A 26,174-nucleotide genomic window follows, 5' to 3' on the forward strand; every position below is an offset into this window, starting at 1 on the left:
GTCCGGCCCCTTCGCGGGCAAGCCTCGCTCCTACGCGATCATGTAGGAGCGAGGCTTGCCCTAATGCCAGTCAGTTAAGAAATTGACTTGCCCGCCCAGCAGTAATAGAAACGGGCTTATGTTTTTATGAGCCCGCTTCATGTCCCTACAAAACGCCCTTCAAGAAGTTACCAAACTCAATCCGATCTCTTTCGAACGCTTTGCGCAACTGATCGATCCCCTGTGGATCGAGCAAGCGCTGGCCTCGACCGGAACGGTTTCTCTGCGCCGTAGACGCCTGCCGGCCGAGCGTATTGTCTGGTTGGTGGTGGGGTTGGCCTTGTTCAAGAACGAGCCGATTTGGCTCATCGTGCAGCAGCTGGGACTGGCTTTGGGCGAAGCAAAGGTGCCTGTGCCCAGCGCAGCAGTCCAGGCCCGGCAACGGCTGGGAGCAGAGCCCCTTGCCGCACTGTTTAAGCAATTGGCAGAGTCATGGGGCGGTGCTGAGCAGCCAGCTTCGGCTGGCTTTTTAGGGTTACGCAGCTTCGCGGTAGACGGCGTGGTTTGGTCCACCCCTGACACACCAGAAAACCGCCAAGCCTTTGGTGGCGGGCGGACTCACTCGGGAGACGGAGCCTGGCCACAAGTGCGCGGTGTTTGCCTGATGGATACCTATAGTCACTTGATTCGGGCTGCCTGTTTTGGCGAGTTTGCTGTCGGCGAACTTCGCTATGCCAAAGGTCTGGAGAAAGCGGTAAGCGATCATTCGGTGACGATTTTTGACCGCGCCTATTACTCGGCGGCCCTCTTGCTCGACTGGCAGCACAGTGGAACCGAACGGCACTGGCTCATGCGGGCACGCAAACCGCTCAAGTACGAGGTGATCGAAGAGTTGGGCGTCGGTGATTGGCTTGTGCGACTGACGGTTTCCAGAGATGCGCTCAAGCAGCGTCCAGACCTTCCTAGCCATTGGCAGGCAAGACTGATTGAGTACTCGATAGACGACAAACCCCGCCGCTATCTCACCTCGTTGATCGATGCCGAACGTTACCCTGCCAATCAGGTGGCGGGGCACTACAACGAACGCTGGGAAATCGAGTTGGGTTACCGCGAGATCAAGCAAAACCTGCTCAAAGGAGAGCAATTACGCAGAAAACAACCTGATCTGGTGCGTCAAGAACTGTGGGGAACTCTGCTGGCCTACAACCTGATCCGTCAGGAAATGCGCTTGATGGCTGAAGAAATAAAGGTGGTACCGCAACGCTTGAGTTTTCTCTGGTTGTCTCAAGCGGTCAGCAATGCGCTGCGCTTCTGTCCGCTGGAAACGCCAGGCACGATCCCTAAACGACTGGCAGAACTGAGAATCCAGGCTCAGCACTTCATACTGCCAGCCAGACGAGAGCGAAGTTACCCAAGAGTGGTCAAGCCTAGACCAGTCAAATACCCCAAAAAGAGGGCTGGAGGGCTTAACTGACTGGCATTAAGGCTTGCCCGCGAAAGCGGTGTAACGGCTTACGAATACCGCAACGCGTGAGCCGGCTCGATTTTCGCTGCACGCCAGGCCGGGTACACCGTCGCCAGGAAGCTCAAGATGAAACCCGCCGAGCAGATCAACAACACATCCCCACCCTGCAATTCCGACGGCAAGTTGCTGACGAAATACACGTCAGAACTGAAGATGTGCTGGCCACTGACCCGCTCCATCCACCCCACCAGCTCACTGACGTTCAACGCCGCAATCACGCCGAGCACGCCACCGATCAAGGTGCCGACAATCCCGATCACCGTGCCCTGCACCATGAAGATCGCCATGATCTGTCGGGGTGTAGCGCCAATGGTGCGCAGGATCGCGATGTCCGCGCCCTTGTCGTTCACCACCATGATCAACGTTGCGATGATGTTGAACGCCGCCACGGCGACGATCATCAGCAACAGCAGGCCGATCATGGTTTTTTCCATCTTCATCGCGCTGAACAGACTGCCTTGGGTGTGGGTCCAGTCGTCAGCCTTGTAAGCAGTGCCCAGTCCGCCAGCAATATCGCTGGAGACTTTCGGCGCAGCGTACAAATCCTTCACCGCCAGCCGCACGCTCTGCACCTGATTCGGCTCCCAGTGCTGCATCTGCGCAGCATCGGCGACGTGGATCAGCGCCATCGAGCCATCCAGCTCGGCACCGACCTTGAACACGCCGACCACATTCAGCCGCTGCATGCGCGGGGTAATGCCACCCGGTGCCGTGCTGACTTCCGGCACGATCAGGGTGATCTTGTCGCCGACATTCAGGCGGAAACGCCGCGCGGTGATCTCACCGATCACCACGCCGAACTCGCCCGGCTTCAATGCATCGAGACGGCCCTGAACGATGTGCAGGGCAACGATCGACACTTTGCCCTCCTGCGCCGGGTCGATGCCGCTGACCTGAATCGGCTGCATCGTGCCTTTATAGGAGAGCATGCCTTCCATCTCGGTGAACGGCACGGCGGCGGTGACTTCCGGATTTTTCATCGCGGCGGCGGCCACGGGCTGCCAGTCGTCGATCGGGTTCACGCCGACGATGGTCGCGTGCGGCACCATGCCAAGGATGCGCGAGCTCATTTCGCGCTGGAAGCCGTTCATCACCGACAGCACCACGATCATCGCCAGCACGCCGAGGGCGAGGCCGATCATCGAGGTCATCGAGATGAAGGAAACAAAGCGATTGCGGCGCTTGGCGCGGGTATAGCGCATGCCGATAAAGATCGATAACGGTCTGAACATTCGCTGGGGCACCGTAAAAAAATAAAAGACCCGACGTACTCTTCAGTACGCCGGGTTTTGGTCAATCAGATGGGCGTCAGGCAACCTTCCTGCAAATGCAGGACGCGATCCATCTGGCGAGCCAGGTTCATGTCGTGAGTCACCACCAGGAACGCCGTGCGCATCGAGGTGCTGAGTTCCAGCATCAAATCCTGAATGCCCTGGGCGGTGTGGGAGTCGAGGTTGCCGGTCGGCTCGTCGAGCATCACCAGGCCTGGCTTGTTCACCAGAGCGCGGGCGATGGCCACGCGCTGACGTTCGCCGCCGGACAGTTCGGACGGTTTGTGCTCCAGGCGATGACCCAGCCCTACTCGCTCCAGCAACGCGGTCGCACGCTGACGCGCTTCCGGGATTGCGGTTTTGCCGATCAGCAGCGGCATGCAGACGTTTTCCAGCGCGGTGAACTCAGGCAGCAAGTGGTGGAACTGATAAACGAAACCCAGCGACCGATTGCGCAGCAAACCGCGAGCCTTTTCGTTCAGCGCAGACAGCTCTTCACCGGCCAGCCAGACGCTGCCCTTGGTCGGCGTATCGAGGCCGCCCAGCAGATTGAGCAACGTACTTTTGCCCGAACCCGAGGTGCCGATAATCGCCACGCGCTCACCCGGATGCAGCTCCAGTTGCAGGCCGGCCAGAACTTCTACCGACTCCGGGCCTTCCTCGTAGGATTTGCCCAGGTTGCGGCAGCTCAAGATTGCTTTATCACTCATGCCCAACTCACTCATAACGTAGCGCCTCCGCAGGCTGGGTGCGCGCGGCACGCCAGGCTGGATACAGGGTGGCGAGGAAACTCAGGACCAACGCGGCGGCGCAGACCATCAACACATCCTGGCTCTGCACTTGCGACGGCAGGTAATCGATGAAGTACACGTCGGCGTTGAGGAACTTGTGCCCGATCAGGCCTTCGAGGGCCGAGATCGCGGCGCTGACGTTCAGCGCGGCGAAGATCCCGACCACCGCGCCGATCAGCGTACCGATCACGCCAATGACCGTGCCCTGGACCATGAAGATGGCCATGATCTGCCCCGGCGTGGAGCCAAGGGTGCGCAGAATCGCGATGTCGCCCTTCTTGTCATTCACCACCATCACCAGCGTGGAAATGATGTTGAAGGCGGCGACGGCGACGATCAGCAGCAACAGCAGGCCGATCATGGCTTTTTCCATGCGGATTGCCTGATACAGATTGCCGTGGGTGCGCGTCCAGTCGCGGGCATAGAAATGGTCTTCGCCGAGTTGCTGGGCGATATTCCACGCCGTGCGCGGGGCCTGGAACAGGTCGTCGAACTTCAGGCGGATGCCCTGAACCTGATCCGGCTTCCAGCGATGCAGCTTCGCCAGATCCTGCAGGTTGGTGACACCCAGATACCCGTCGATCTCACCGGCGCCGACATGGAAAATGCCCACAACGGTAAAGCGTTTCATGCGCGGGAACATCCCGGCCGGGGTCACCGTGACTTCCGGCGCCACGAACGTCAGCTTGTCGCCGACCGCAGCGCCGAGCTTGGCGGCCGCCTTGTCGCCGATGACGATGCCGAAACTGCCCGGCGTGAGATCGTCGAGTTTGCCCTGCTGCATGAAGTTATCAATGATCGAGACCTGCCGTTCCAGCGCAGGGTCGATGGCATTGAGCAGGACTTTGGAAACCTTGCCGTTGTTGGTCAGCAGGCCCTGCATCTGGGTGAACGGCGCCACGGCCGTCACCTGCGGGTTCTGCTTGACCTTGGCAGCCAGGCTTTGCCAGTCGCTGATCGGTTCACCGGACTCGATGGTCGCGTGGGGCACCATGCCCAGCACGCGGGTGCGCATCTCATGATCGAAGCCGTTCATGACCGAAAGCACGACGATCATCACGACCACGCCGAGGGCGAGTCCGATCATCGAGGTCAGGGAAATGAATGACACAAAATGATTGCGACGCTTTGCACGGGTATAACGCGTGCCAATAAATACGAAGAGAGGTCTGAACATGTCGGGGCTTGTTCGGAGGGAAAAGGAACGTCCTTGTGGCGGGGGTCGATAACCAGCTTTACACTCAGACCACCGCCGCTACCATGGGTTCGCCATGTCGACATTAGATGAAGAAGATCGCCGAGAATACTACCGTATCGAGGACACGATCGCACTGGAAATTCGGCCCCTGTCCGCTCCCGAAGCCGCAGGCCAGGAAGTGTTGCAGGATGCTTCCCCACTGTTCAACTTGCTCAGCGAACTGCACCTGAGCGAATTCGAGTCGCAACACCTGTTACGCCAGATCAGCGAGCGCGACCGCAACCTCGCGGCGTTCCTGAAATCCCAGAACAAACGCATCGATCTAATGAGCCAGGTGATCGCCATCACCGTGCTCGGGCAGATCGGCGAGCCGCAGCCGGTGATCATTTCCGAAGGCGGCATCGACTTTCAGTACCCGACACCCATCGCCGTGGGCGCGCACCTGTCGGTCAAACTGGTACTGATGCCGCAAGCCCTCGGCCTGTTGCTGCGGGCCAAGGTCACGCATTGCGATCGCAAGGCTGGCGCCTACGACGTCGGCACCGAGTTCCAATACCCGACCGATGCCCAACGCCAATTGCTGGCCCGCTACATTTTGCAGAAGCAGGCCCAGGAACGACGTCTGGCCCGCGAAAACGAATCCGGCATTTAATTTAAGGAAGAACCGTGACCCTCATCTACGGCCATCGCGGCGCCAAGGGCGAAGCACCGGAAAACACGCTGACCGGTTTTCAGCAATGCCTCCAGCACGGCGTACGCCGCTGCGAACTGGACCTGCACCTGTCCATGGACAACGAGCTGATGGTCATCCACGACCCGACGCTCAAGCGCACCACCGACCGACGCGGCAAGGTCGTCGAGCACACCGCAAAAGACCTGGTGACCTACGACGCACGCAAGGGCGGCCCGGGCTGGATCAAGCCCTGCCTGATTCCGACACTGGAAGAACTGTTCGAGAAATGCGATTTCGAGCACTGGCAACTGGAAGTCAAAAGCGCTTCACGCACCCGCGCCGCGACGACCGTGCTGGCGATTCGCGAAATGGCTCAGCGTTTCGGCCTGCTCGACAAGGTCACCATCACGTCGAGTTCACGTGAAGTATTGAAAGCCGCGCTGGACCTGGTGCCGGACGTGTCCCGCGGTCTGGTGGCCGAGTACGCGTGGCTTGACCCGTTGAAGGTCGCGCAAAGTTATGGCTGTGAGATTCTGGCGCTGAACTGGACCCTGTGTACGCCGGAACGCCTGCAGAAGGCGCAGCGTCAGGGGCTGCATGTGTCGGTGTGGACAGTCAACGAGCCCGCGCTGATGCGCAGACTCGCCGACTTCGGCGTTGACAGCCTGATTACAGACTTTCCCGGTTTGGCCAGCGCCACCCTCGAGAATTGCTGAAATCGGTCTCCCCGGCCGGCTCAGGCCACCGGCCGGAGCCACTCAAAAAAGCCGGTTGAGGCCGTCGTATGCCGCTACCCGATAGGCTTCGGCCATGGTCGGGTAGTTGAACGTCGTGTTGACGAAGTACTTCAACGTGTTCAATTCGCCCGGCTGGCTCATGATCGCCTGACCGATGTGAACGATCTCCGACGCCTGATAACCGAAGCAGTGAACGCCCAGCACTTCCAGTGTCTCGCGGTGGAACAGGATTTTCAGCATACCCTGGGGCTCGCCGGCAATCTGTGCACGCGCCATGCTCTTGAAGAACGCCTTGCCCACTTCGTACGGCACCTTGGCCTGAGTCAGCTCCTGCTCGTTCTTGCCGATCGAGCTGATCTCGGGAATGGTGTAGATGCCGGTCGGCACGTCGTTGACGAAGCGCCAGCTGTTGTTATCGACGATGCTGCCAGCGGCCGAACGGCCCTGGTCGTGCGCAGCACTGGCCAGGCTCGGCCAGCCGATCACATCACCGGCTCCGTAAATGTTCGGAACGCAGGTGCGATAGGCTTCGTCGACTTCGATCTGGCCACGGCTGTTAACCTTGACGCCGATGTTTTCCAGACCCAGCTGATCGGTGTTGCCGGTACGGCCGTTGCACCAGAGCAAGGCGTCGGCCTTGATCTTCTTGCCGGACTTGAGGTGCAGGATCACGCCGTTGTCCACGCCTTCGACGCGGTCGTAGTCTTCGTTGTGGCGAACCGTGATGTTGTTGTTGCTGAAGTGGTAGCTCAAGGCCTGGGAAATTTCCGAGTCCAGGAAGCTCAGCAACTGACCGCGGTTGTCCACCAGTTCAACCAGTACACCCAGGCCACTGAAGATCGACGCGTATTCGCAACCGATCACGCCAGCGCCGTAAACAATGAGTTTGCGCGGGGTGTGGCCGAGGCTGAGGATGGTGTCGCTATCGTAGATACGCGGGTGATGGAAATCGATGTCCGCCGGGCGATAAGGACGCGAACCGGTGGCGATGATGATGTGCTTGGCCACCAGTTTTTCGACCACGCCGTTGGCGCAGACCACTTCGATGGTTTGCTCGTCGGCGAAGCTGCCGGTGCCGAAGAACACGTCGACGCGGTTACGGGCGTAGTAGCCGGTGCGCGAGGCGACTTGTTTGGAAATGACTTTTTCGGCGCTTTTCAGCACGTCCGGGAACGAGAACCAGCGCGGCTCACCAATGGCCCGGAACATCGGGTTGGTGTTGAACTGCATGATCTGCCGGACCGAGTGACGCAGTGCCTTGGACGGGATGGTACCCAGGTGGGTGCAGTTGCCGCCGACCTGGCGACGGCTATCGACCATCGCCACCTTGCGCCCTGCTTTGGCGGCGTTCATTGCCGCGCCTTCTCCCGCCGGGCCGGAACCCAGCACCACCACGTCGTAGTTGTAGACAGCCATGCGTACTCCTCAGAACAGGCCGCGGCGCCCTCGGCACCTGCGGCTAAATCACGCCGATCTGCGGCGTGAAGGAACAATTTGGGGCCAGTGCAGAACCCGGACACAGTCTATAGAAGCGTCAACGCCGGGCACATTAACCCTTGGTCGCGTCGTAGGCTAGTTTTGCCTGCACTACAACGCCATTCTTCAATGCGCGGATCGCTGCAATCATTCGGTTTTGCTGCCACTGAGGCGTTCAAAAGCCTGATTGGTTCGTGTGACGAAACCTGTATCGGCACGAATCACAAAAAATGCGCCGATATCGTGTTTTTCGGCGTAGTCCCAACCGCGCTCCGGGCCGAGAATCAGCAACAGCGTCGATAAGCCATCGGCCATTAACGCTGAAGGATTAATGACCGTGACTGACGCCAGGGTGTGTGAGACCGGCGCACCGGTTCGGGCATCGAAGGTGTGAGAATAACGCTTACCGTCCTGCTGAAAATAGTTGCGGTAGTCGCCGGAGGTGGACAGGCCATAGCCATCGACCACGATGATTTTTTGCGCGACCTGCTGGTCGTCGCGGGGCACTTCCAGGGCGATTTTCCAGGCTGAGCCGTCGAGTTTTTTACCCGCTGCCTTGAGCTCGCCGGTGACTTCGGCCAGGTAGTTGTGGATACCCAGCGCTTCGAGTTTTTCGGCAATGGTGTCGACGGCGTAACCGGCGGCGATGCTGTTGAAGTCGACTTCGACGGCGGCGTCCTTGCACAACTGATCGCGGTCGATGCGCAGGTGTTGGTAACCCACCCGCTGCCGTACTCCGGCGAGCGCCTGGGCAGCGGGCACTTTTTCCTCACGGGCCTGCGGGCCGAAACCCCAGAGGTTGAGCAGCGGTTCGACCGTCAGGTCGTAGGAGCCTTCGCTTTGTTCCGAGAGCTGCTCGCCGACGCGGACCAGCTTAAGGATCGACGCGGGCATTTTCTGACAGCGATGGGCCGGGAGATCGTTGAAAACCTCGATGTCCGAATCGCTGCGGTAGGTGGACATTTGCTGATCGATGTCGGCCAGGATCTTTTCGACCTGCGCCTTGATGTCCTTTTGAGCGGGAAGACCGGTGTGGTGCACATATTTGATTGAATAAGTGCTGCCCATGGTTGGACCTCCGAAGGTTTCCATGGAGTTGGAGTTGCCGCAGCCGGACAGTGCGCCGAGCAGAACCAATAAAACGCCCCGACACCCATTCAACAATTCCACACTCCCAAAAGCATTACCTGACCCACCGCCAAGGCCAGCCATTATGCGATAGAAAGGTGGGAGCGGGCTTGCTCGCGAAGAACGATGACGCGGTTATCCTGAATACACCGCAGCGCCTCCTTCGCGAGCAAGCCCGCTCCCACATTTAATCGGCGCCGGTCAGAAATTTTTAATTCGCTCCACTCCGAGATTCATACCGCTTAATGGCTATATCGTTTAAGCAGCAAGCTAACTAGTTGTTGCCTAACGATCTTCATACACATATCGTTACAAACTGTTCGCCGAGGGAACCCGCCTTCATGGCGACAGCGAGGACGCGTCTAAATCAGGGATTTCCGACAAGATAGCCAAAGTGAGCACGTTGAAATGTCCTCGAATACGGGCAAAGGCATAGCGATTATTCGCGTTGTCAGCGGTAACTTTCTCGAAATGTTCGACTTTATGGTCTATGGCTTTTACGCCACGGCCATCGCTAAAACCTTCTTCCCCGCCGACAGCGCTTTCGCCTCCCTGATGTTATCGCTGGCCACGTTCGGTGCCGGCTTCCTGATGCGTCCTTTGGGGGCGATTTTCCTCGGGGCCTACATCGACCGTCATGGCCGCCGCAAAGGCCTGATCATTACCCTCGCGATGATGGCGGCCGGCACGGTGCTGATTGCGTGCGTGCCGGGTTACGCCACCCTCGGCGTCGCCGCGCCACTGCTCGTATTGTTCGGCCGCCTGCTGCAAGGCTTCTCGGCCGGCGTAGAACTGGGCGGTGTGTCGGTGTACCTGGCGGAGATCTCCACGCCGGGTCGCAAGGGCTTTTTTGTCAGTTGGCAGTCTGCCAGTCAGCAAGCCGCGGTGGTGTTCGCCGGCCTGTTGGGGGTCGGCTTGAACCACTGGCTCAGCCCCGAAGAAATGGGCGACTGGGGCTGGCGCGTGCCGTTCCTGATCGGCTGCATGATTGTGCCGGTGATCTTCGTGATTCGTCGTTCACTGGAAGAAACGCCGGAGTTCCAGGCGCGTAAACACCGCCCTACCCTGGGTGACGTCGTCCGCTCGATCAGTCAGAACTTCGGCATCGTCATCGCCGGCATGGCGCTGGTGGTGATGACCACCGTATCGTTCTACCTGATCACCGCCTACACCCCGACTTTCGGCAAAGCCGAACTGCACCTGTCGGATCTGGATGCGTTGCTGGTGACGGTGTGTATCGGCCTGTCCAACTTCTTCTGGCTGCCGGTGATGGGTTCTGTGTCCGACAAGATCGGACGCAAAACTCTACTCCTGGCGGCGACAATTCTGGCAATCCTCACGGCCTACCCTACCTTGTCGTGGCTGGTGGCGAACCCGAGCTTCAGCCATTTGCTGATCGTCGAGTTGTGGCTGTCGTTCCTGTATGGCTTGTACAACGGCGCCATGGTCGTGGCGCTGACCGAGATCATGCCGGTGGAAGTTCGTACGACCGGTTTTTCGTTGGCCTACAGCCTGGCGACTGCAACGTTCGGCGGGTTTACGCCCGCGGCTTGCACGTACCTCATCCACGTGCTGGACAACAAGGCTGCGCCAGGAATCTGGCTCAGTGGCGCGGCGGTGTTGGGGTTGATTGCGACGCTGGTGTTGTTCAAAGGCAATCGACATGAATTGCGGACTGCGCAAGCGGCGGTAGTCGGCGGCGCCTGACAGATCGCCATCGCTAGCAGGCTAGCTCCCACACTGGATCTGTGGCGCTCAAAAGCCCCTGTGGGAGCTAGCCTGCTAGCGATGAGGCCGGTACAGGCAACAAAGATCCAACAGACACACAAACAAAAACGCCCCGACCAAAGTCGGGGCGTTTTCATGTGCAGCTAACGCTTAGCGCGGGAATGCTGGCGGGTTTACACCGGCCATGTCTTCCATCACGCGAACCACCTGGCAGCTATAACCGAATTCGTTGTCGTACCAAACGTACAGAACAACGCGGTTGTCTTGGGTGATGGTTGCTTCAGCGTCCACAACGCCTGCGTGGCGCGAGCCAACGAAGTCGGTGGAAACCACCTCCTGCGAGTTGACGTAGTCGATTTGCTTATGCAGATCGGAGTGCAACGCCATGTAGCGCAGGTACTCGTTCATCTCTTCACGGGTGGCGGCTTTCTCAAGGTTCAGATTGAGAATGGCCATCGACACGTTTGGCGTCGGAACGCGGATCGCGTTACCGGTCAGCTTGCCGGCCAGTTCAGGCAGCGCCTTGGCAGCAGCGGTGGCAGCACCGGTCTCGGTGATCACCATGTTCAGCGCGGCGCTACGGCCACGGCGATCGCCTTTGTGGAAGTTGTCGATCAGGTTCTGGTCGTTGGTGTACGAGTGAACCGTTTCAACGTGGCCATTGATGATGCCGAACTTGTCGTTGACAGCTTTCAGCACCGGCACGATGGCGTTGGTGGTGCAGGAGGCAGCCGAAACGATCTTGTCGTCAGCGGTGATTTCACCGTGGTTGATGCCGTGAACGATGTTCTTCAGCTTGCCTTTACCCGGAGCGGTCAGAACAACGCGATCGATACCCGGGCAAGCCAGGTGCTGGCCCAGGCCCTCGGCGTCACGCCATACGCCGGTGTTGTCCACCAGCAGCGCGTCTTTGATGCCGTACTGGGTGTAATCCACTTCAGTCGGGTTTTTCGCGTAGATAACCTGGATCAGGTTGCCGTTGGCGGTGATGGTGTTGTTGGCTTCATCAATGGTGATGGTGCCATCGAACGGACCATGAACCGAGTCACGACGCAGCAGGCTTGCACGCTTGACCAGATCGTTCTCGGCGCCCTTGCGGACAACGATGGCGCGCAGACGCAGGCCGTCGCCACCACCGGTTTTCTCGATCAGGATGCGCGCCAGCAGACGGCCGATACGACCGAAACCGTACAGGACAACGTCGGTGCCTTTGCGGGCGGCAACGTTTTGCTGACCCACGACGTCAGCCAGTTCTTCGCGGACGAACTGCTCGGCGGTGCGGCCATTGCCTTCGGCTTTGAACTTGACCGCAAGCTTGCCCAGGTCAACCGAAGCGGCACCGAGCTTGAGCTCGCTCATCGCTTTGAGCAGCGGGAATGTTTCGTGGACGGACAATTCGCTGTCATCGGACTGACGATGACGAGCAAAGCGGTGAGCTTTGAGAATCGCAATGACTGAACGATTGATCAGGCTGCGGCCATAGATCGAGCTCACCACGTTGTTATTGCGGTAGAGCTGACCGATAAGCGGAATCATCGCTTCTGCGAGTGCTTCACGGTCGATCCATTCACCAAGACACTGGTCGGGCTTCTGAGTCACGGGAACCTTCCACATGTAGGGGCAGAAAAAAGGGGCTACATTATGCCGCCGAGTGCCTCCCGTAGCAATGCGCGCCTGTCGTGCGATCCGTAACAAATTCCTGTTCAAAAAAATTACGCACCGCTAAAGCCCAGTAAAACCGCGGCCTTCAGCGCAGTCAATTTTTTGGAGACACCGCTGTCTTATCCGTAACCCTCCGTAACACTCAGTCGTTTTGCCACTACATAATCATCAATTTTCGGTAAAAAACCGGCGGATTTTGTCTTTACCACTACATTTCGCCAAACCTGCGTAATAGACACAGTCTGCAACTGACAGGCGGCACCCGAGGCCGCTACAATTACCGACTTTGTCGCAACGCTTGGAGCTCAACCTTCCGTGCCCGTTCTGCGTCTACCGCTTCTCCCTGCCGCGGCAGGTAAACAGCACTGGGGCAACCTGCCCGGTGCCGCCCTGAGCCTGGCCATCGCCGAGGCTGCCAGCGCTGCCAAGCGCTTTACCCTGCTGCTGACCGCCGACAGCCAAAGTGCCGAACGGCTGGAACAGGAGCTGAGTTTCTTCGCCCCGGATTTGCCCGTACTGCATTTCCCGGACTGGGAAACCCTGCCCTACGATCTGTTTTCGCCACACCAGGACATCATTTCCCAGCGCATCGCCGCCTTATACAGGTTGCCGGAGCTGAGTCATGGCGTGTTGGTCGTGCCGATCACCACGGCGCTGCACCGCCTCGCGCCGACCAAATTCCTGCTCGGCAGCAGCCTGGTGCTGGACGTTGGCCAGAAGCTCGACGTCGAGCAGATGCGCACCCGACTTGAAGCCAGCGGCTATCGCTACGTTGACACGGTGTACGAGCACGGCGAGTTCACCGTCCGCGGTTCGTTGATCGATCTGTTCCCGATGGGCAGTAAACTGCCCTTCCGTATCGACTTGTTCGACGACGAAATCGAGACGCTGCGTACCTTCGATCCGGAAAACCAGCGCTCCATCGACAAGGTCGACACCGTCCGCCTGCTGCCCGCGCGGGAATTCCCGCTGCAAAAAGATGCGGTCACCCGCTTCAAGGCACGCTTTCGTGAGCGCTTCGATGTCGACTTCCGTCGCTGCCCGATCTTCCAGGATTTGAGCAGCGGGATTACACCGGCCGGTATCGAGTACTACCTGCCGCTGTTTTTCGACGAAACCTCGACGCTGTTCGATTACCTGCCCCAGGACACCCAAGTGTTTTCCCTGCCGGGCATCGAGCAGGCCGCAGAGAACTTCTGGAACGATGTGCGCAATCGCTATGAAGAGCGCCGCGTCGATCCGTCCCGTCCTTTATTGCCACCGGCTGAGCTGTTCTTGCCGGTGGACGATTGCTTCGCACGCCTGAAGAGCTGGCCACGGGTGGTTGCCAGTCAACAGGACGTGGAAACCGGTGTCGGCCGCGAGCGCTTCCCGGCACGAGAACTGCCGAACCTGGCCATCGAAGCCAAGGCCACTCAGCCGTTGGCGGCGCTGGCCGGTTTCCTCGACGAGTTCCCCGGGCGCGTGTTGTTTACCGCCGAGTCCGCGGGCCGTCGTGAAGTGCTGCTGGAGCTGCTCGAACGCCTGAAGCTGCGACCGAAAACCGTCGACAGTTGGCCGGACTTCGTCGCGAGCAAGGAGCGCCTGGCGATCACCATCGCTCCGCTCGATGAAGGTCTGGTGCTCGACAACCCTGCCTTGGCGCTGGTCGCCGAAAGCCCGTTGTTCGGTCAGCGCGTGATGCAGCGTCGTCGCCGCGAAAAACGCACCGACGCCAACAACGATGCCGTCATCAAGAACCTCACCGAGCTGCGCGAAGGTGCGCCGGTGGTGCATATCGATCACGGCGTCGGTCGCTACCTCGGGCTCGCGACCCTGGAAATCGACGATCAAGCCGCCGAGTTCCTGACTCTGCAATACGCCGAAGGCGCCAAGTTGTACGTGCCGGTGGCCAACCTGCACCTGATCGCCCGTTACACCGGCAGCGACGATGCCCTGGCCCCGCTGCACCGTCTCGGCTCCGAAACCTGGCAGAAAGCCAAACGCAAAGCCGCCGAACAGGTGCGCGACGTCGCCGCCGAACTGCTCGACATCTATGCACGTCGCGCCGCTCGCGAAGGTTACGCGTTCGAAGACCCGAAAGCCGATTACGCAACCTTCAGCGCCGGTTTTCCGTTCGAAGAAACCCCGGACCAGCAAACCACCATCGATGCCGTGCGCGCCGACATGCTCGCGCCAAAACCGATGGACCGACTGGTTTGCGGCGATGTGGGTTTCGGCAAGACCGAAGTGGCCATGCGTGCGGCGTTCATCGCGGTGCACGGCGGTCGTCAGGTGGCGATTCTGGTGCCGACCACCCTGCTCGCCCAGCAGCATTACAACAGCTTCCGCGACCGCTTCGCCGACTGGCCGGTGAGCGTGGAAGTGATGAGCCGCTTCAAGTCGACCAAGGAAGTGAACGCCGCGGTCGCGGACCTCGCCGAAGGCAAGATCGACATCGTCATCGGCACGCACAAGCTGCTGCAGGACGACGTGAAGATCAAAAACCTCGGGCTGGTGATCATCGACGAAGAGCACCGGTTCGGTGTCCGTCAGAAGGAACAGCTCAAGGCCTTGCGCAGTGAAGTCGACATTCTCACCCTGACCGCCACGCCGATTCCGCGCACGCTGAACATGGCGGTGTCGGGCATGCGCGACCTGTCGATCATCGCCACACCGCCGGCCCGTCGCCTGTCGGTGCGGACCTTCGTCATGGAGCAGAACAAGAGCACGGTCAAAGAAGCCTTGCTGCGTGAGTTGCTGCGTGGCGGCCAGGTCTACTACCTGCACAACGACGTGAAGACCATCGAGAAGTGCGCCGCCGACCTCGCCGAACTGGTGCCGGAAGCACGGATCGGCATCGGCCACGGGCAGATGCGCGAACGCGATCTCGAACAGGTAATGAGCGACTTCTACCACAAGCGCTTCAACGTGCTGATCGCCTCGACCATCATCGAGACCGGCATCGACGTGCCGAGTGCCAACACCATCATCATCGAGCGTGCCGACAAATTCGGCCTGGCGCAGTTGCACCAGTTGCGCGGCCGCGTCGGTCGCAGTCACCACCAGGCTTATGCATACCTGCTGACGCCGCCACGCCAGCAAATCACCCCGGACGCGGAAAAGCGCCTGGAAGCGATCGCCAACACCCAGGACCTCGGCGCGGGCTTCGTGCTCGCCACCAACGACCTGGAAATCCGTGGCGCCGGTGAATTGCTGGGTGACGGTCAAAGCGGTCAGATCCAGGCCGTCGGTTTCACCCTGTACATGGAGATGCTCGAGCGCGCGGTGAAGTCGATCCGCAAGGGCGAACAACCGAACCTCGATCAGCCGCTGGGCGGTGGCCCCGAAGTCAACCTGCGTGTCCCGGCGTTGATTCCAGAAGCCTACTTGCCGGATGTGCATGCCCGACTGATTCTCTACAAACGCATTGCCTCGGCCACCGATGAGGAAGGCCTCAAGGACCTGCAAGTGGAGATGATCGACCGCTTCGGCTTGCTGCCGGAGCCGACCAAGAACCTGATGCGCATCACGGCGTTGAAGCTGCAAGCCGAATTGCTGGGCATCAAGAAAGTCGACGGCGGCCCGCAAGGCGGCCGGATCGAGTTCGCGGCGCAGACGCCGGTCGACCCGCTGACCCTGATCAAACTGATTCAGGGCCAGCCCAAACGCTACAAATTCGAAGGTGCCACGATGTTTAAATTCATGGTCCCGATGGAAAGCCCGCAAGAGCGCTTTAATACTGTAGAGGCGCTGCTTGAGTGCCTCATTCCGAAAACTGCTTGAAGGACGCCGCATGCGCCTGTTTCGTTTACTGACCTTGCTGACCACCCTGGTCGCCCCAACGGCCTTTGCCGACGACCTGTATCAGATTGAAATGATTCTGGTCCGCCAGAACGCTGTGCCTGCCGTTGTCAGCAAAGCCGCACCCGAAGACTGGGCTGCCGGCGCCCAACGTATCAACCCCGACAGCCTGCGCACGCCAAGCCTGAATGGCGAAGTGGAAAAACTGACCGCCAGCAACGAATACACCGTGTTGCTGCATAAGGCCTGGCAGCAGACCCTCGGTGAAGAAGCCAGCAAAATCGCGATCAGCGACGGCACGGAGCAGTTCGGCCAGTTCCCGATCGAGGGCACCCTGAGCCTGAAACTGGGGCGCTTCACGGATGTGGATGCGGACTTTTGGGTCAACCAGATCGACGCCAATGGCATGGTCACCGCCAGCGAACGCATGAAGCAGGAAAGCCACACCAAGAACGGCCAGCTGAATTTCCTCGATAACGGCCATCTGGGGATGTTGATCAAGATCACCTCGTTGACCGCCCCTGCGCCTCGGCCAGTCCCTGATGAAATTCCGGACTGATTGAAGTCCTTATGCCTCCGACCCTGAGCAAACCCCTCGCACCTTCCTGGGTCAGCCGATTCAAGGAACAGAGCCTGGAGCGTGGCCGTCGCTACGCGCTGGAGAACCGCGTCAGGATCGTCGAGGCAGGCGACGCCACGATCGTCGCCGCTTGCGAAGGCTCTGGCGGTAACGTTTACCGTCAGACCATTCGCCTTCGCGAGTCAGCCAAAGCGACGTTGCTGATGGTCGACGCCACGTGCACTTGCCCGGTTCACGCCAACTGCAAACATTGCGCGGCGGTGTTGCTGAAAGTGCAGGAAACCCTGGCCTATCCCGCAGCCGCCCAAGACGCCGAACTGCTGGAAAAACTTCAGGCCGTGCTGGAAAACCGCAGCCCGAAGGCCCCGCCCCAAGTCCTTGTGGATAACGTGCAACCGGTGCCGCGCCTGTGGCTGGCGAGCATCGAGTTCAGCGCCTTCGAACCGCGCAACGGTAAGATGCAGCGCTACATCCAGCATCGTGCGGCGCTGTCTTTCAGCTACCTGGATGAATACGTCTGCGGGCAGAAAAACGCCGACGTCCTGATTCGGCAGGAAACCCAGACGCTGCGGATAAATCGCCATCCGGAAGCCGAACAGGCCTACAGGGAGCAGTTGCGAATCCTCGGCTTCAAAATCGCCACCCGCCAGAGCAAAGCCTTGCCGGAAAGTGCCGGCGATCTGTATGAGATGGTCAACGACAGCGCCTGGCTGACCTTCACCCTCAACGAGCTGCCGAAGTTGCGCACCCAGGGCTGGGAGCTGCAGATCGACGAGGAATTCGGTTTCGACCTGACCGCCGTGGATGACTGGTACGCCACCGTCGAGCAGGCGCCGGAACGCGACTGGTTTGATCTGGAACTGGGGATCATCGTCAACGGCGAGCGCCTGAGTCTGCTGCCGATCCTGTTGAACCTGATGCGTTCCCACACCGAAATCCTCAATCCGGAACGCCTCGCCCGACGTCGTGACGACGAACTGATTCTGGTGAACATTCCCAACCGCCCGAACTCCCAATACGGTCCCTTACAGGTCGCCCTGCCCTTCGGTCGGTTGAAGCCGGTGCTGGCAACCCTCGGCGAGTTCTACCTGCAAGAGCCTGGCGAAACCACGCTGCGCCTGAGCAAGGCCGACGCCACGCGCCTGAATCCACTGGAAGGCATGCCGCTGCTTTGGGAAGGTGGCGAGCAGATCCGCACGTTTGCCCAGCGCCTGCGGGACGTCAAGGACTACACCGCGACGGCCCCCGAAGGCTTGAACGCAACCTTGCGCCCGTATCAGCTGGAAGGCTTGAGCTGGATGCAATCGTTGCGGCAACTTGAAGTCGGCGGAATTCTCGCGGACGACATGGGTTTGGGTAAAACCCTACAGACACTGGCGCATATTCTCAGTGAGAAAAACGCCGGACGCCTCGATCGGCCGTGCATGGTGGTGATGCCCACCAGCCTGATCCCTAACTGGCTCGACGAAGCCGCGCACTTCACGCCGCAACTCAAAGTGCTGGCGTTGTACGGTGCCAGTCGCAAAAAGCATTTCGACAATCTGGCCGATTACGACCTGATTCTGACCACCTATGCGTTGCTGCCCAAGGACGTCGAACGTCTGGCGGCGCAGCCTCTGCATGTGCTGGTTCTGGATGAAGCGCAGTACATCAAGAACCCCAACAGCAAGGCCGCTCACGCTGCCCGTGAGTTGAATGCGCGCCAGCGTCTGTGCCTGAGTGGCACGCCGCTGGAAAACCACTTGGGTGAACTGTGGTCGCTGTTTCACTTCCTCTTGCCTGGCTGGCTCGGTGACGTAAAAAGCTTCAACCGCGATTACCGCGTGCCGATCGAAAAGCGCGCCAGCGAAGTCAGGCTTCAGCACCTCAATGGTCGGATCAAACCGTTCCTGCTGCGCAGAACCAAGGAGCAGGTGGCGACGGAGTTGCCGCCGAAGACCGAAATCATCCATTGGGTCGAGCTCAACGAAGCCCAGCGCGATGTGTATGAAACCATGCGCCTGGCGATGGACAAGAAAGTCCGCGACGAGATCACTCGCAAAGGCGTGGCACGCAGCCAGATCATCATTCTTGAAGCGCTGCTGAAGCTGCGCCAGGTGTGCTGCGATTTACGCCTGGTCAACGATGCCGTGCTGCCGACTCGCGGCAGCACCTCGGGCAAGCTCGACAGCTTGATGGAAATGCTGGATGAATTGTTTGAGGAAGGTCGGCGGATTTTGCTGTTTTCGCAGTTCACGTCGATGTTGGCGCTGATCGAGGTCGAACTGAAGAAACGCGGTGTTGAATATGCATTGCTGACGGGGCAGACCCGTGACCGACGGGCGCCGGTGAAAGACTTCCAGAGCGGCAAGCGTCAGATCTTTCTGATCAGCTTGAAGGCCGGTGGTGTCGGTTTGAACCTGACAGAGGCGGATACGGTGATCCACTACGATCCCTGGTGGAACCCGGCGACGGAAAACCAGGCGACTGACCGGGCGTATCGCATCGGCCAGGAGAAGCCGGTATTCGTCTACAAGATGATTGCCCGTGGCACGGTGGAAGAGAAGATTCAGCACCTGCAAAAGGAAAAATCCGACCTGGCGGCGGGGGTGCTGGATGGGCGCAAGACTGGTGACTGGAAGTTGCAGAGCGATGATATCGAAGCGTTGTTTGCACCGTTGCCGGATAAGCTGGAAAAGCGCTGAAATCTTCGTCGTCTGGTAGATCGTCTTCGCGGGCAAGTCGGATCGCCGCACCGCTCGCTCCTACAGGGTTCACACCAATCCTGTAGGAGCGAGCGGTGCGGCGATCTGACTTGCCCGCGAAGGGATCGACTCGATCTCACTGAAGACATCAGGACTTGAGATTTGGCAACGGCGCAAACAGCGCCTCAATATCACTCTGCTCAAGCTTCCAGCCGCCAGTCGTTCCACCTTCAAGCACCGCCCCGGCCAGCGCAGCCTTCTCTAGCTGCAGTGCCTGTATTTTTTCTTCTACGGTGCCACGGGCTATCAGCTTGTAGACAAACACAGGTTTGTTTTGCCCGATCCTGTAGGCCCGGTCAGTCGCCTGGTTTTCCACCGCCGGGTTCCACCAGGGATCGAAATGGATGACCGTATCCGCAGCCGTCAGGTTCAGACCTGTGCCGCCAGCCTTCAAACTGATCAGAAACAGCGGTACTTTACCGCTCTGGAAATCCTTGACCGGCGTGCGCCGATCCGTCGTCTCACCCGTCAACAACGAGTAGCCCAGACCACGTTGCTGCAACTCTTCCTCAATCAAGGCAAGCATCGAAGTGAACTGTGAAAACAGCAACACCTTGCGACCTTCGCTGAGCAACTCTTCCAGCATCTCCATCAAGCTGACCAGTTTTCCGCTACCAGAACGAAGGGCCTTGGCGGTGAGCGGCATTTTGATCAGCCGCAGATCGCAGCACACCTGACGCAGCTTGAGCAATGCATCGAGGATGATGATTTGACTGCGCCCGACACCACTGCGGGCAATTTCGTCACGCACCTTCTTGTCCATCGCCACGCGCACGGTTTCATACACATCCCGTTGTCCATCGCTGAGATCAACCCAATGCACAATCTCGGTCTTGGGCGGCAACTCGGTCGCCACTTGATCTTTCTTGCGACGTAGCAAAAAGGGCTTTATCCGGGCCGTCAGGTGTTGCATCCGCTCGGTGTTACCGTGCTTTTCAATCGGCGTGCGGTAGTCGCGATTAAAGGTTTTGCTGTCGCCAAGCCAGCCGGGCAGCAAAAAGTGAAACTGCGACCACAACTCGCCGAGGTGGTTTTCCAGCGGAGTGCCGGACAGGCACAATCGCTGGCGGGCCTGCAGGTCGCGGGCTGCCTGAGCAGCTTTGCTGACCGGATTCTTGATGTTCTGCGCTTCATCGAGAATCAGCACACTCCATACCTGAGGCTGCAATACCTCCAGGTCCCGAGGCAGCAATGCGTAGGTGGTCAACACCAAGTCGTATTCGGCAAGGCGGGCAAAGTCTTTTTGCCGCGCGGCGCCATGCAGCGCCAGTACCTTGAGCTGCGGAGCAAAGCGCAGTGACTCGTCGAGCCAGTTGGGGATCAGGCTGGTGGGCATCACGGCAAGTGCCGGACGATCAAGCCGCCCAGCCTGCTTTTCCGTTAGCAAATGAGCCAGGGTTTGCAGGGTTTTCCCCAGGCCCATATCGTCGCCGAGGATGCCGCCGACCTCCAGTTCACGAAGGGTTTGCATCCAGTTCAGCCCTTCAAGCTGATACGGTCGCAGTGTCGCTTTCAACCCCTCGGGCGCCGAGACATGAGCATGGTTCGACTCACGCAGACGCTTTGCAAAACTGCGCAGTCGTTCACCGCCCTGCCAAATTAGCGGGACGCCTTCCAGCGCGCTGAGGCGCGCGGCATCCGGCAAACTCAAACGCAATGAATCGCCTTGATGCGTCCCCAGGTACAACTCGCCCAGGGTAACCATCAGCGGTTTGATCCGACCATAGGGCAGCGCGACTTTGCCATGGGGTTTGGCACCGAAACGCCCATCACCAAGTCCAATCAGCAACAGTTCGTCATCGTTGCGTTGGGCCAGGCTTGCGGGATCCATCAACTGTGGCTGGCTACGCAGCAAATGCAGCAATATCGGCAGCAGGCTGTGACGTTCGCCGTTGACGACGATACCCAGTTGCAGATCGAACCACTGGTGCCCCGATCCTTCCTCGACTTGCGCATACCACTCTTCTACAGGCTGCAAGTTGAAGTGAAAGTTATCGCTGATATCGATCAGCCAGTTTTTCTCCCTCAGCGCCGGGACTCCGTCCTGAGCAAAGGCAAGCCAGGCTGCGTCATCCGCCAGGGTGAACATTTCGCCGGGACGGTCCAGGCTGCTTTTGCGCGCGGCCTTTTTAAAACCGTGTTTTTGCAGGGCCTGACGCAGGGCTTTCTCGGCGGAGGGGTTGCGCTGTATACGCTGGGTTTCAGTCCCGGAAAGGATTAACACTTCCGGATTTCTGTCCGACGTCGGATGGCCGTTGTAGGTGAACACCAATGCGGCGCGATGCTCTGGCTCATGCTGCCAGCGGACGTAGCGCTTGCCGCTGGCGAGTGTCAGGTGAGCCTGAGGAAAAACGCCGTCAATGACCCGCTCCGTCAGTGTGTGAGGCGGCGGTGCAACTTGCGTCGCCGCCCTCATTCGATGACTGAACTGCATTGCCTGACGCGCCGGAATATCCGGGACCAACGACAAGTGACAAGCCAGTTTTTCATCCATCTCGCTGAACAGCGGCCCTACTTGCAGCCGCTCGCGATCCAGATAGTACAAGGGCTCCAGGGCCAGGATCGTTTCCACTGGGGCCGCGTCACTGCCCCATTGCGGGCGAAAACTGCCATTGGCTTGTTCGGCCCAAGCAAATTGACCCGTTCTTCTCATTCCCGGCGTCAGGGGTTGTGGCTGTTCGAGATCCAGGAAAAGGCGCGAGGTTCGCAACAGCATTTCGATGAGTTCGGCGCCACTGCTGCCTTCCAAGGGGTAGCCTGCGTAATAGGCGTGATGGGAGTGAACGGCGACTAATAGCCTGGCGATTCGAAGGTCGAGCTCGGTCAGGTAACCGGGCTGGCGTATCAGCGTGTCCGACAGCGAGTACATCGACTTGATGTCTTGCATACGGCCGTCCTTGAGCTGACGCGCCTTGAAGATCTCTAGCGTCCATTTCCCGGCGGTTGGCGTGGCCCTGAGTTTGTAAAACAGGCGCGTACTCGTCACCTGCGACGGCTCATCGGGGGGATTGCTGGCAGATGGAATACCGTCAAGCCAGCGCTCCAGTTCACGATTCAGGTGAATGGAAGCCGTACTGTCAGCAACAGCGACCGGAAGGTCTTGCAGGTGATAGATAACGGTTGCGCAATGTTTGCAATCGATCACAACGGGGCATGAGCAGTTGCAGTCCAGCTCAAAAGTACCATTGGCATCTTCGACCAGCTCAATGTGCTGTTCGTAGACGTTACCTTGGGAGCCCCTGCAGGTCGCACGAACCAACACATCATCAAGTTCGAGGATTTTTACCCGATGCTCAGGGGCATATCTGCGCGCCTTATCCAGAGCGCGATGACTGAATGCCTCCGCCCACGGCAGCTGTTGAAGTTGCTCGATGATTGTCGACATACACTCAATGCTTTTGATAATGAATTAATGATGGTGGCGTACAACTTAGACTTTTAACACCCGCGCCAACGTCGACTTGACCTTCCCCATCCCGTCCTGCAACGCCTGCTCGATCTCGGCCATGGTGATCACCGCCGTGGATTTGCCCGCTGCCGGGTTCACCACCAGCGCCAGACACGCGTAATCCAGTTCCAGTTCACGCGCCAATGCCGCTTCCGGCATGCCGGTCATGCCGACGATGTCGCAGCCATCACGTTCCAGTTTCGCGATTTCAGCGACGGTTTCCAGACGTGGACCCTGAGTGCAGGCGTAGACGCCTTGACTGCTGTAATCGACACCTTCAGCCGCCAACGCCGCGATCAATTGCTGACGCAGTGATTCGCTGTAGGGATAGCTGAAGTCGATGTGGGTGACGTGCTCCAGGTCATCGGCGAAATAGGTGTGTTCACGGCCGCTGGTGTAGTCGATCAGTTGATGCGGCACACAGAAATGCCCGGTGCCCATGGCTGCATGAATCCCGCCCACGGCGTTGACCGCGAGGATCGCTTCGGCCCCCGCCTGTTTCAGCGCCCAGAGGTTGGCGCGGTAGTTCACCTGATGCGGAGGAAAACGGTGTGGGTGACCGTGACGGGCGATGAACAGCACTTCCTTGCCGGCGTATTCACCGATCTGCACTTCTGCCGAAGGCGGGCCAAAGGGCGTATCCACCGCCAGTGACTGACGAATGCTCAGACCTTCAAGTTGAGTCAGGCCGGTGCCACCGATAATCGCGTAAACCGTCATAACGAAAAGTCCTTATTCAATCAGTTGAGCTTCTTTAAGCGCGCCTATGGCGGTCAGCCAGCGCGGGTTCTGACGGTATTCAGTATTGGCATACGACTGGCCACGCATCCGCGCAATGCGATCGGACGGTTGGACCTTCAAGCGCTGGGCGGCGCTCAAGGCCAGTTCCGCAGCAGCGCGGTCGTTGCATACCAGGCCCATGTCGCAACCAGCGGTCAGCGCGGCTTCGATACGGCTGGCCGCATCGCCAACCACATGGGCGCCGGCCATGGACAGGTCGTCGCTGAAGATCACGCCATCGAATTGCAGCTCGCCGCGCAGGATGTCCTGCAACCAGCGACGGGAGAATCCGGCGGGCTGGGAATCAACTTGCGGGTAAATTACGTGGGCCGGCATGACGGCGGCCAGTTGCTTGCTCAATTTGGCGAACGGCACAAGGTCGTTGGCGCGGATTTCGTCGAGGCTGCGTTCGTCGTTCGGGATCGCGACGTGGGAATCCGCCTCGGCCCAACCGTGACCGGGGAAATGCTTGCCGGTGGCGGCCATGCCGGCGCTGTTCATGCCGCGAATGAATGCACCGGCCAGCAGCGCTGCGCGCTCAGGATCACCTTCGAACGAACGGGTGCCGACGACGGCGCTGCGCTGGTAATCCAGGTCCAGCACCGGGGCAAAGCTCAGGTCGAGGCCGACGGCCAGCACTTCGGTGGCCATGATCCAGCCGCACTGCTCGGCCAGGTACTCGGCGTTCGGATTGTCAGCGATGGCGCGCATGGCCGGCAATCGCACGAAGCCTTGGCGCAGACGCTGAACGCGACCGCCCTCCTGGTCCACCGCCAGCAACAGATCGGGACGAATGGCGTGGATCGCGGCGCTCAGCTCGCGCACCTGGCGCGGGTTTTCGATGTTACGGGCGAAAATGATCAGGCCGCCCACTTCGGGCTGACGCAACAATTGGCGATCTTCGGCCGTCAGCCAGGTACCGGCGACGTCCACCATCAACGAGCCTTGCAGGCCAGCAGTCATAGAAATTCCTTGATAACGAAAAACCCGGCTCGCGTAAATACGCCGCCTTGGGCTGTGCCCGGCAGGTCGGCGATATCAATGGGAAGCGAATTCAGAACGAGAGTCGGCATGGGCGGCTAGCTTAGCGGATGTCAGCCGCCGCGCCCACCCGTGCGCGGTTAAACCTTGGCGGCAGCCGGGGCCGACTTGCTGCGCGGACGCAATTGCGCGGTGGCCATGGCCGCGTCGGTGACGCCGGTTTCGGCACGCATGCCTGCGGCCAGGAACGGCACCATCAGGCGCATCACTTGCTCAATGGACGTGTTGACGCCGAAATCGGTCTCGGCAATGGCCCGCAATGCCTTGATCCCCGACATGCTAAACGCTGCGGCGCCGAGCATGAAGTGCACGCGCCAGAACAACTCGATCGGTGGAATGCGCGGCGCGGCTTCGTTGACCAGCATCATGTAGCGGCGGAACACCTTGCCGTACATGTCTTCCAGATAACGACGCAGGTGGCCCTGGCTCTGACTGAACGCCAGCCCCAGCAAACGCATGAAGATAGACAGATCGTTGCCGCTGCGAGGCTGCACGACGAGGGCCTGCTCGACGAGAATTTCGAGCAGCTCTTCAAGGGTCGGCTTGTTTTCAGGCTTGGACTGACGCCGCTCCAGCTCTTTATCAAGGCTCAGGCAAAACGGCCCGAGAAAGCGCGAGAAGACAGCCTGGATCAGCGCCTTCTTCGAACCGAAGTGATAATTGACCGCCGCCAGATTGACCCCAGCCTTGCTGGTGATCAGACGCAACGAGGTTTCGGCGAAACCTTTTTCCGCGAACAACTGCTCGGCAGCATCAAGAATGCGTTCAACGGTTTCCGACTGGGCCATGGCTACTCCGCCTGACAAACACTTGTTTGAAACATACGTTTCAGCCTGTGCGTTGTCAAGCTTGCCGGTTCGTTTTGGGAATGGTCGGTCAGCTATTTAACCATACAACGGCGAGGCTTTAATCAGCAGGCTGATTGACCGTCCAGCGGCCGGCCAAAAAAGGGGCATTGCCAAGACCGGTCCACTGTATATAATCCCAGTCACTGTATAAAAAGACAGAGCGATCAATATGCTAAAGCTGACGCCACGCCAAGCAGAGATTCTGGCCTTCATCAAACGCTGCCTCGAAGACAACGGCTACCCGCCGACCCGTGCGGAAATCGCTCAGGAACTGGGTTTCAAGTCGCCCAACGCGGCGGAAGAACACCTCAAGGCGCTGGCCCGCAAGGGTGCGATCGAGATGACCCCGGGCGCTTCCCGCGGCATTCGCATCCCGGGCTTCGAAGCCAAGGCCGACGATTCCACCCTGCCGATCATTGGCCGAGTGGCTGCCGGTGCGCCGATTCTGGCCCAGCAGCACATCGAGGAATCCTGCAACATCAACCCTTCGTTCTTCCATCCTCGCGCCGATTATCTACTGCGGGTTCATGGCATGAGCATGAAGGACGTGGGCATTTTCGACGGTGACCTGCTGGCCGTGCACACCACCCGTGAAGCCCGTAACGGCCAGATCGTAGTGGCGCGAATCGGCGACGAAGTGACCGTCAAGCGCTTCAAGCGCGATGGCAGCAAGGTCTGGTTGATTGCGGAAAACCCTGAATTCGCCCCTATCGAAGTAAACCTGAAAGATCAGGAGCTAGTGATCGAAGGCTTGAGTGTCGGCGTCATTCGCCGCTAAAGGA

The 26,174-nt window shown here is 59.4% G+C and carries 18 protein-coding genes; 8 read left to right on the plus strand and 10 right to left on the minus strand.

What is annotated here, in order from left to right; all coding sequences use genetic code 11:
- The first annotated feature begins 139 nt into the window (after positions 1-139).
- Positions 140-1,453 carry an IS4 family transposase gene (locus ACYZTM_RS05035; RefSeq protein ID WP_461987394.1) on the plus strand — a complete coding sequence of 438 codons (1,314 nt, stop codon included), beginning with the start codon at positions 140-142 and terminating at the stop codon, positions 1,451-1,453.
- Between the two features lie 38 nt (positions 1,454-1,491).
- Here ACYZTM_RS05035 and ACYZTM_RS05040 read toward each other — a convergent pair whose 3' ends face one another.
- From ACYZTM_RS05040 to ACYZTM_RS05050, 3 genes are all read right to left on the minus strand, one after another.
- A complete protein-coding gene (locus ACYZTM_RS05040; RefSeq protein WP_461987396.1) occupies positions 1,492-2,736 on the minus strand; it encodes a lipoprotein-releasing ABC transporter permease subunit in 1,245 nt (414 codons plus the stop codon).
- A gap of 65 nt (positions 2,737-2,801) precedes the next feature.
- Positions 2,802-3,485 (minus strand): lipoprotein-releasing ABC transporter ATP-binding protein LolD, encoded by a 684-nt coding sequence (gene lolD / locus ACYZTM_RS05045; RefSeq protein WP_165557440.1) that lies wholly within the window; start codon positions 3,483-3,485, stop codon positions 2,802-2,804.
- Positions 3,486-3,492: 7 nt separating this feature from the next.
- Positions 3,493-4,743, minus strand: coding sequence for a lipoprotein-releasing ABC transporter permease subunit (locus ACYZTM_RS05050; protein ID WP_131059936.1), 1,251 nt, complete (start codon positions 4,741-4,743; stop codon positions 3,493-3,495).
- Positions 4,744-4,837: 94 nt separating this feature from the next.
- Here ACYZTM_RS05050 and ACYZTM_RS05055 point away from each other — a divergent pair, with 94 nt between their 5' ends.
- Together ACYZTM_RS05055 and ACYZTM_RS05060 are read left to right on the plus strand one after the other, a co-directional pair.
- Complete coding sequence (locus ACYZTM_RS05055) at positions 4,838-5,416, plus strand: PilZ domain-containing protein (protein ID WP_131059937.1); 579 nt, start codon at positions 4,838-4,840, stop codon at positions 5,414-5,416.
- 14 nt (positions 5,417-5,430) lie between these two features.
- Positions 5,431-6,153, plus strand: a complete 723-nt coding sequence (locus ACYZTM_RS05060; RefSeq protein ID WP_131059938.1) for a glycerophosphodiester phosphodiesterase — start codon at positions 5,431-5,433, stop codon at positions 6,151-6,153.
- A 42-nt stretch (positions 6,154-6,195) separates the two neighbouring features.
- On the opposite strand, the gene sthA is transcribed toward ACYZTM_RS05060, so the two are convergent.
- Together sthA and ACYZTM_RS05070 are read right to left on the minus strand one after the other, a co-directional pair.
- Positions 6,196-7,590, minus strand: a complete 1,395-nt coding sequence (sthA, locus tag ACYZTM_RS05065) for a Si-specific NAD(P)(+) transhydrogenase (RefSeq protein ID WP_007907752.1) — start codon at positions 7,588-7,590, stop codon at positions 6,196-6,198.
- Positions 7,591-7,797: 207 nt separating this feature from the next.
- Entirely contained in the window at positions 7,798-8,742 is a 945-nt protein-coding gene (locus ACYZTM_RS05070; protein WP_461989100.1) for an FAD:protein FMN transferase, read from the minus strand.
- A 444-nt stretch (positions 8,743-9,186) separates the two neighbouring features.
- On the opposite strand from ACYZTM_RS05070, the gene tcuC reads away from it, so the two are divergent.
- Complete coding sequence (gene tcuC, locus ACYZTM_RS05075; protein WP_461987399.1) at positions 9,187-10,485, plus strand: tricarballylate/proton symporter TcuC; 1,299 nt, start codon at positions 9,187-9,189, stop codon at positions 10,483-10,485.
- Between the two features lie 171 nt (positions 10,486-10,656).
- Here the strand turns inward: tcuC and ACYZTM_RS05080 are convergent, their stop codons facing one another.
- Positions 10,657-12,120 (minus strand): glyceraldehyde-3-phosphate dehydrogenase, encoded by a 1,464-nt coding sequence (locus ACYZTM_RS05080; RefSeq protein WP_131059940.1) that lies wholly within the window; start codon positions 12,118-12,120, stop codon positions 10,657-10,659.
- 363 nt (positions 12,121-12,483) lie between these two features.
- On the opposite strand from ACYZTM_RS05080, the gene mfd reads away from it, so the two are divergent.
- From mfd to ACYZTM_RS05095, 3 genes are read left to right on the plus strand one after another with little or no spacing between them, the layout of a single operon-like run.
- Positions 12,484-15,933, plus strand: a complete 3,450-nt coding sequence (gene mfd, locus ACYZTM_RS05085) for a transcription-repair coupling factor (RefSeq protein ID WP_131059941.1) — start codon at positions 12,484-12,486, stop codon at positions 15,931-15,933.
- Positions 15,934-15,943: 10 nt separating this feature from the next.
- Positions 15,944-16,510, plus strand: coding sequence for a CsiV family protein (locus tag ACYZTM_RS05090; protein WP_461987402.1), 567 nt, complete (start codon positions 15,944-15,946; stop codon positions 16,508-16,510).
- Positions 16,511-16,521: 11 nt separating this feature from the next.
- Positions 16,522-19,215, plus strand: coding sequence for an SNF2-related protein (locus ACYZTM_RS05095; protein WP_461987404.1), 2,694 nt, complete (start codon positions 16,522-16,524; stop codon positions 19,213-19,215).
- Positions 19,216-19,363: 148 nt separating this feature from the next.
- Here ACYZTM_RS05095 and ACYZTM_RS05100 read toward each other — a convergent pair whose 3' ends face one another.
- The 4 genes from ACYZTM_RS05100 to ACYZTM_RS05115 form a co-directional block, all read right to left on the minus strand.
- Complete coding sequence (locus tag ACYZTM_RS05100; RefSeq protein ID WP_461987406.1) at positions 19,364-22,660, minus strand: DEAD/DEAH box helicase; 3,297 nt, start codon at positions 22,658-22,660, stop codon at positions 19,364-19,366.
- A 45-nt stretch (positions 22,661-22,705) separates the two neighbouring features.
- Positions 22,706-23,443 (minus strand): S-methyl-5'-thioinosine phosphorylase, encoded by a 738-nt coding sequence (locus ACYZTM_RS05105; protein WP_131059945.1) that lies wholly within the window; start codon positions 23,441-23,443, stop codon positions 22,706-22,708.
- 12 nt (positions 23,444-23,455) lie between these two features.
- Positions 23,456-24,454 carry a beta-N-acetylhexosaminidase gene (nagZ, locus tag ACYZTM_RS05110; RefSeq protein ID WP_461989101.1) on the minus strand — a complete coding sequence of 333 codons (999 nt, stop codon included), beginning with the start codon at positions 24,452-24,454 and terminating at the stop codon, positions 23,456-23,458.
- 170 nt (positions 24,455-24,624) lie between these two features.
- Positions 24,625-25,332, minus strand: a complete 708-nt coding sequence (locus ACYZTM_RS05115) for a TetR/AcrR family transcriptional regulator (protein WP_131059947.1) — start codon at positions 25,330-25,332, stop codon at positions 24,625-24,627.
- 229 nt (positions 25,333-25,561) lie between these two features.
- Between ACYZTM_RS05115 and lexA the strand changes: the two genes are divergently transcribed.
- The gene (gene lexA, locus ACYZTM_RS05120; protein ID WP_026286346.1) at positions 25,562-26,170 is read left to right on the plus strand and encodes a transcriptional repressor LexA; all 609 of its coding nucleotides are present in this window, start codon (positions 25,562-25,564) and stop codon (positions 26,168-26,170) included.
- Positions 26,171-26,174: the final 4 nt, after the last annotated feature.

This window comes from Pseudomonas sp. MDT2-39-1 (assembly GCF_054898085.1).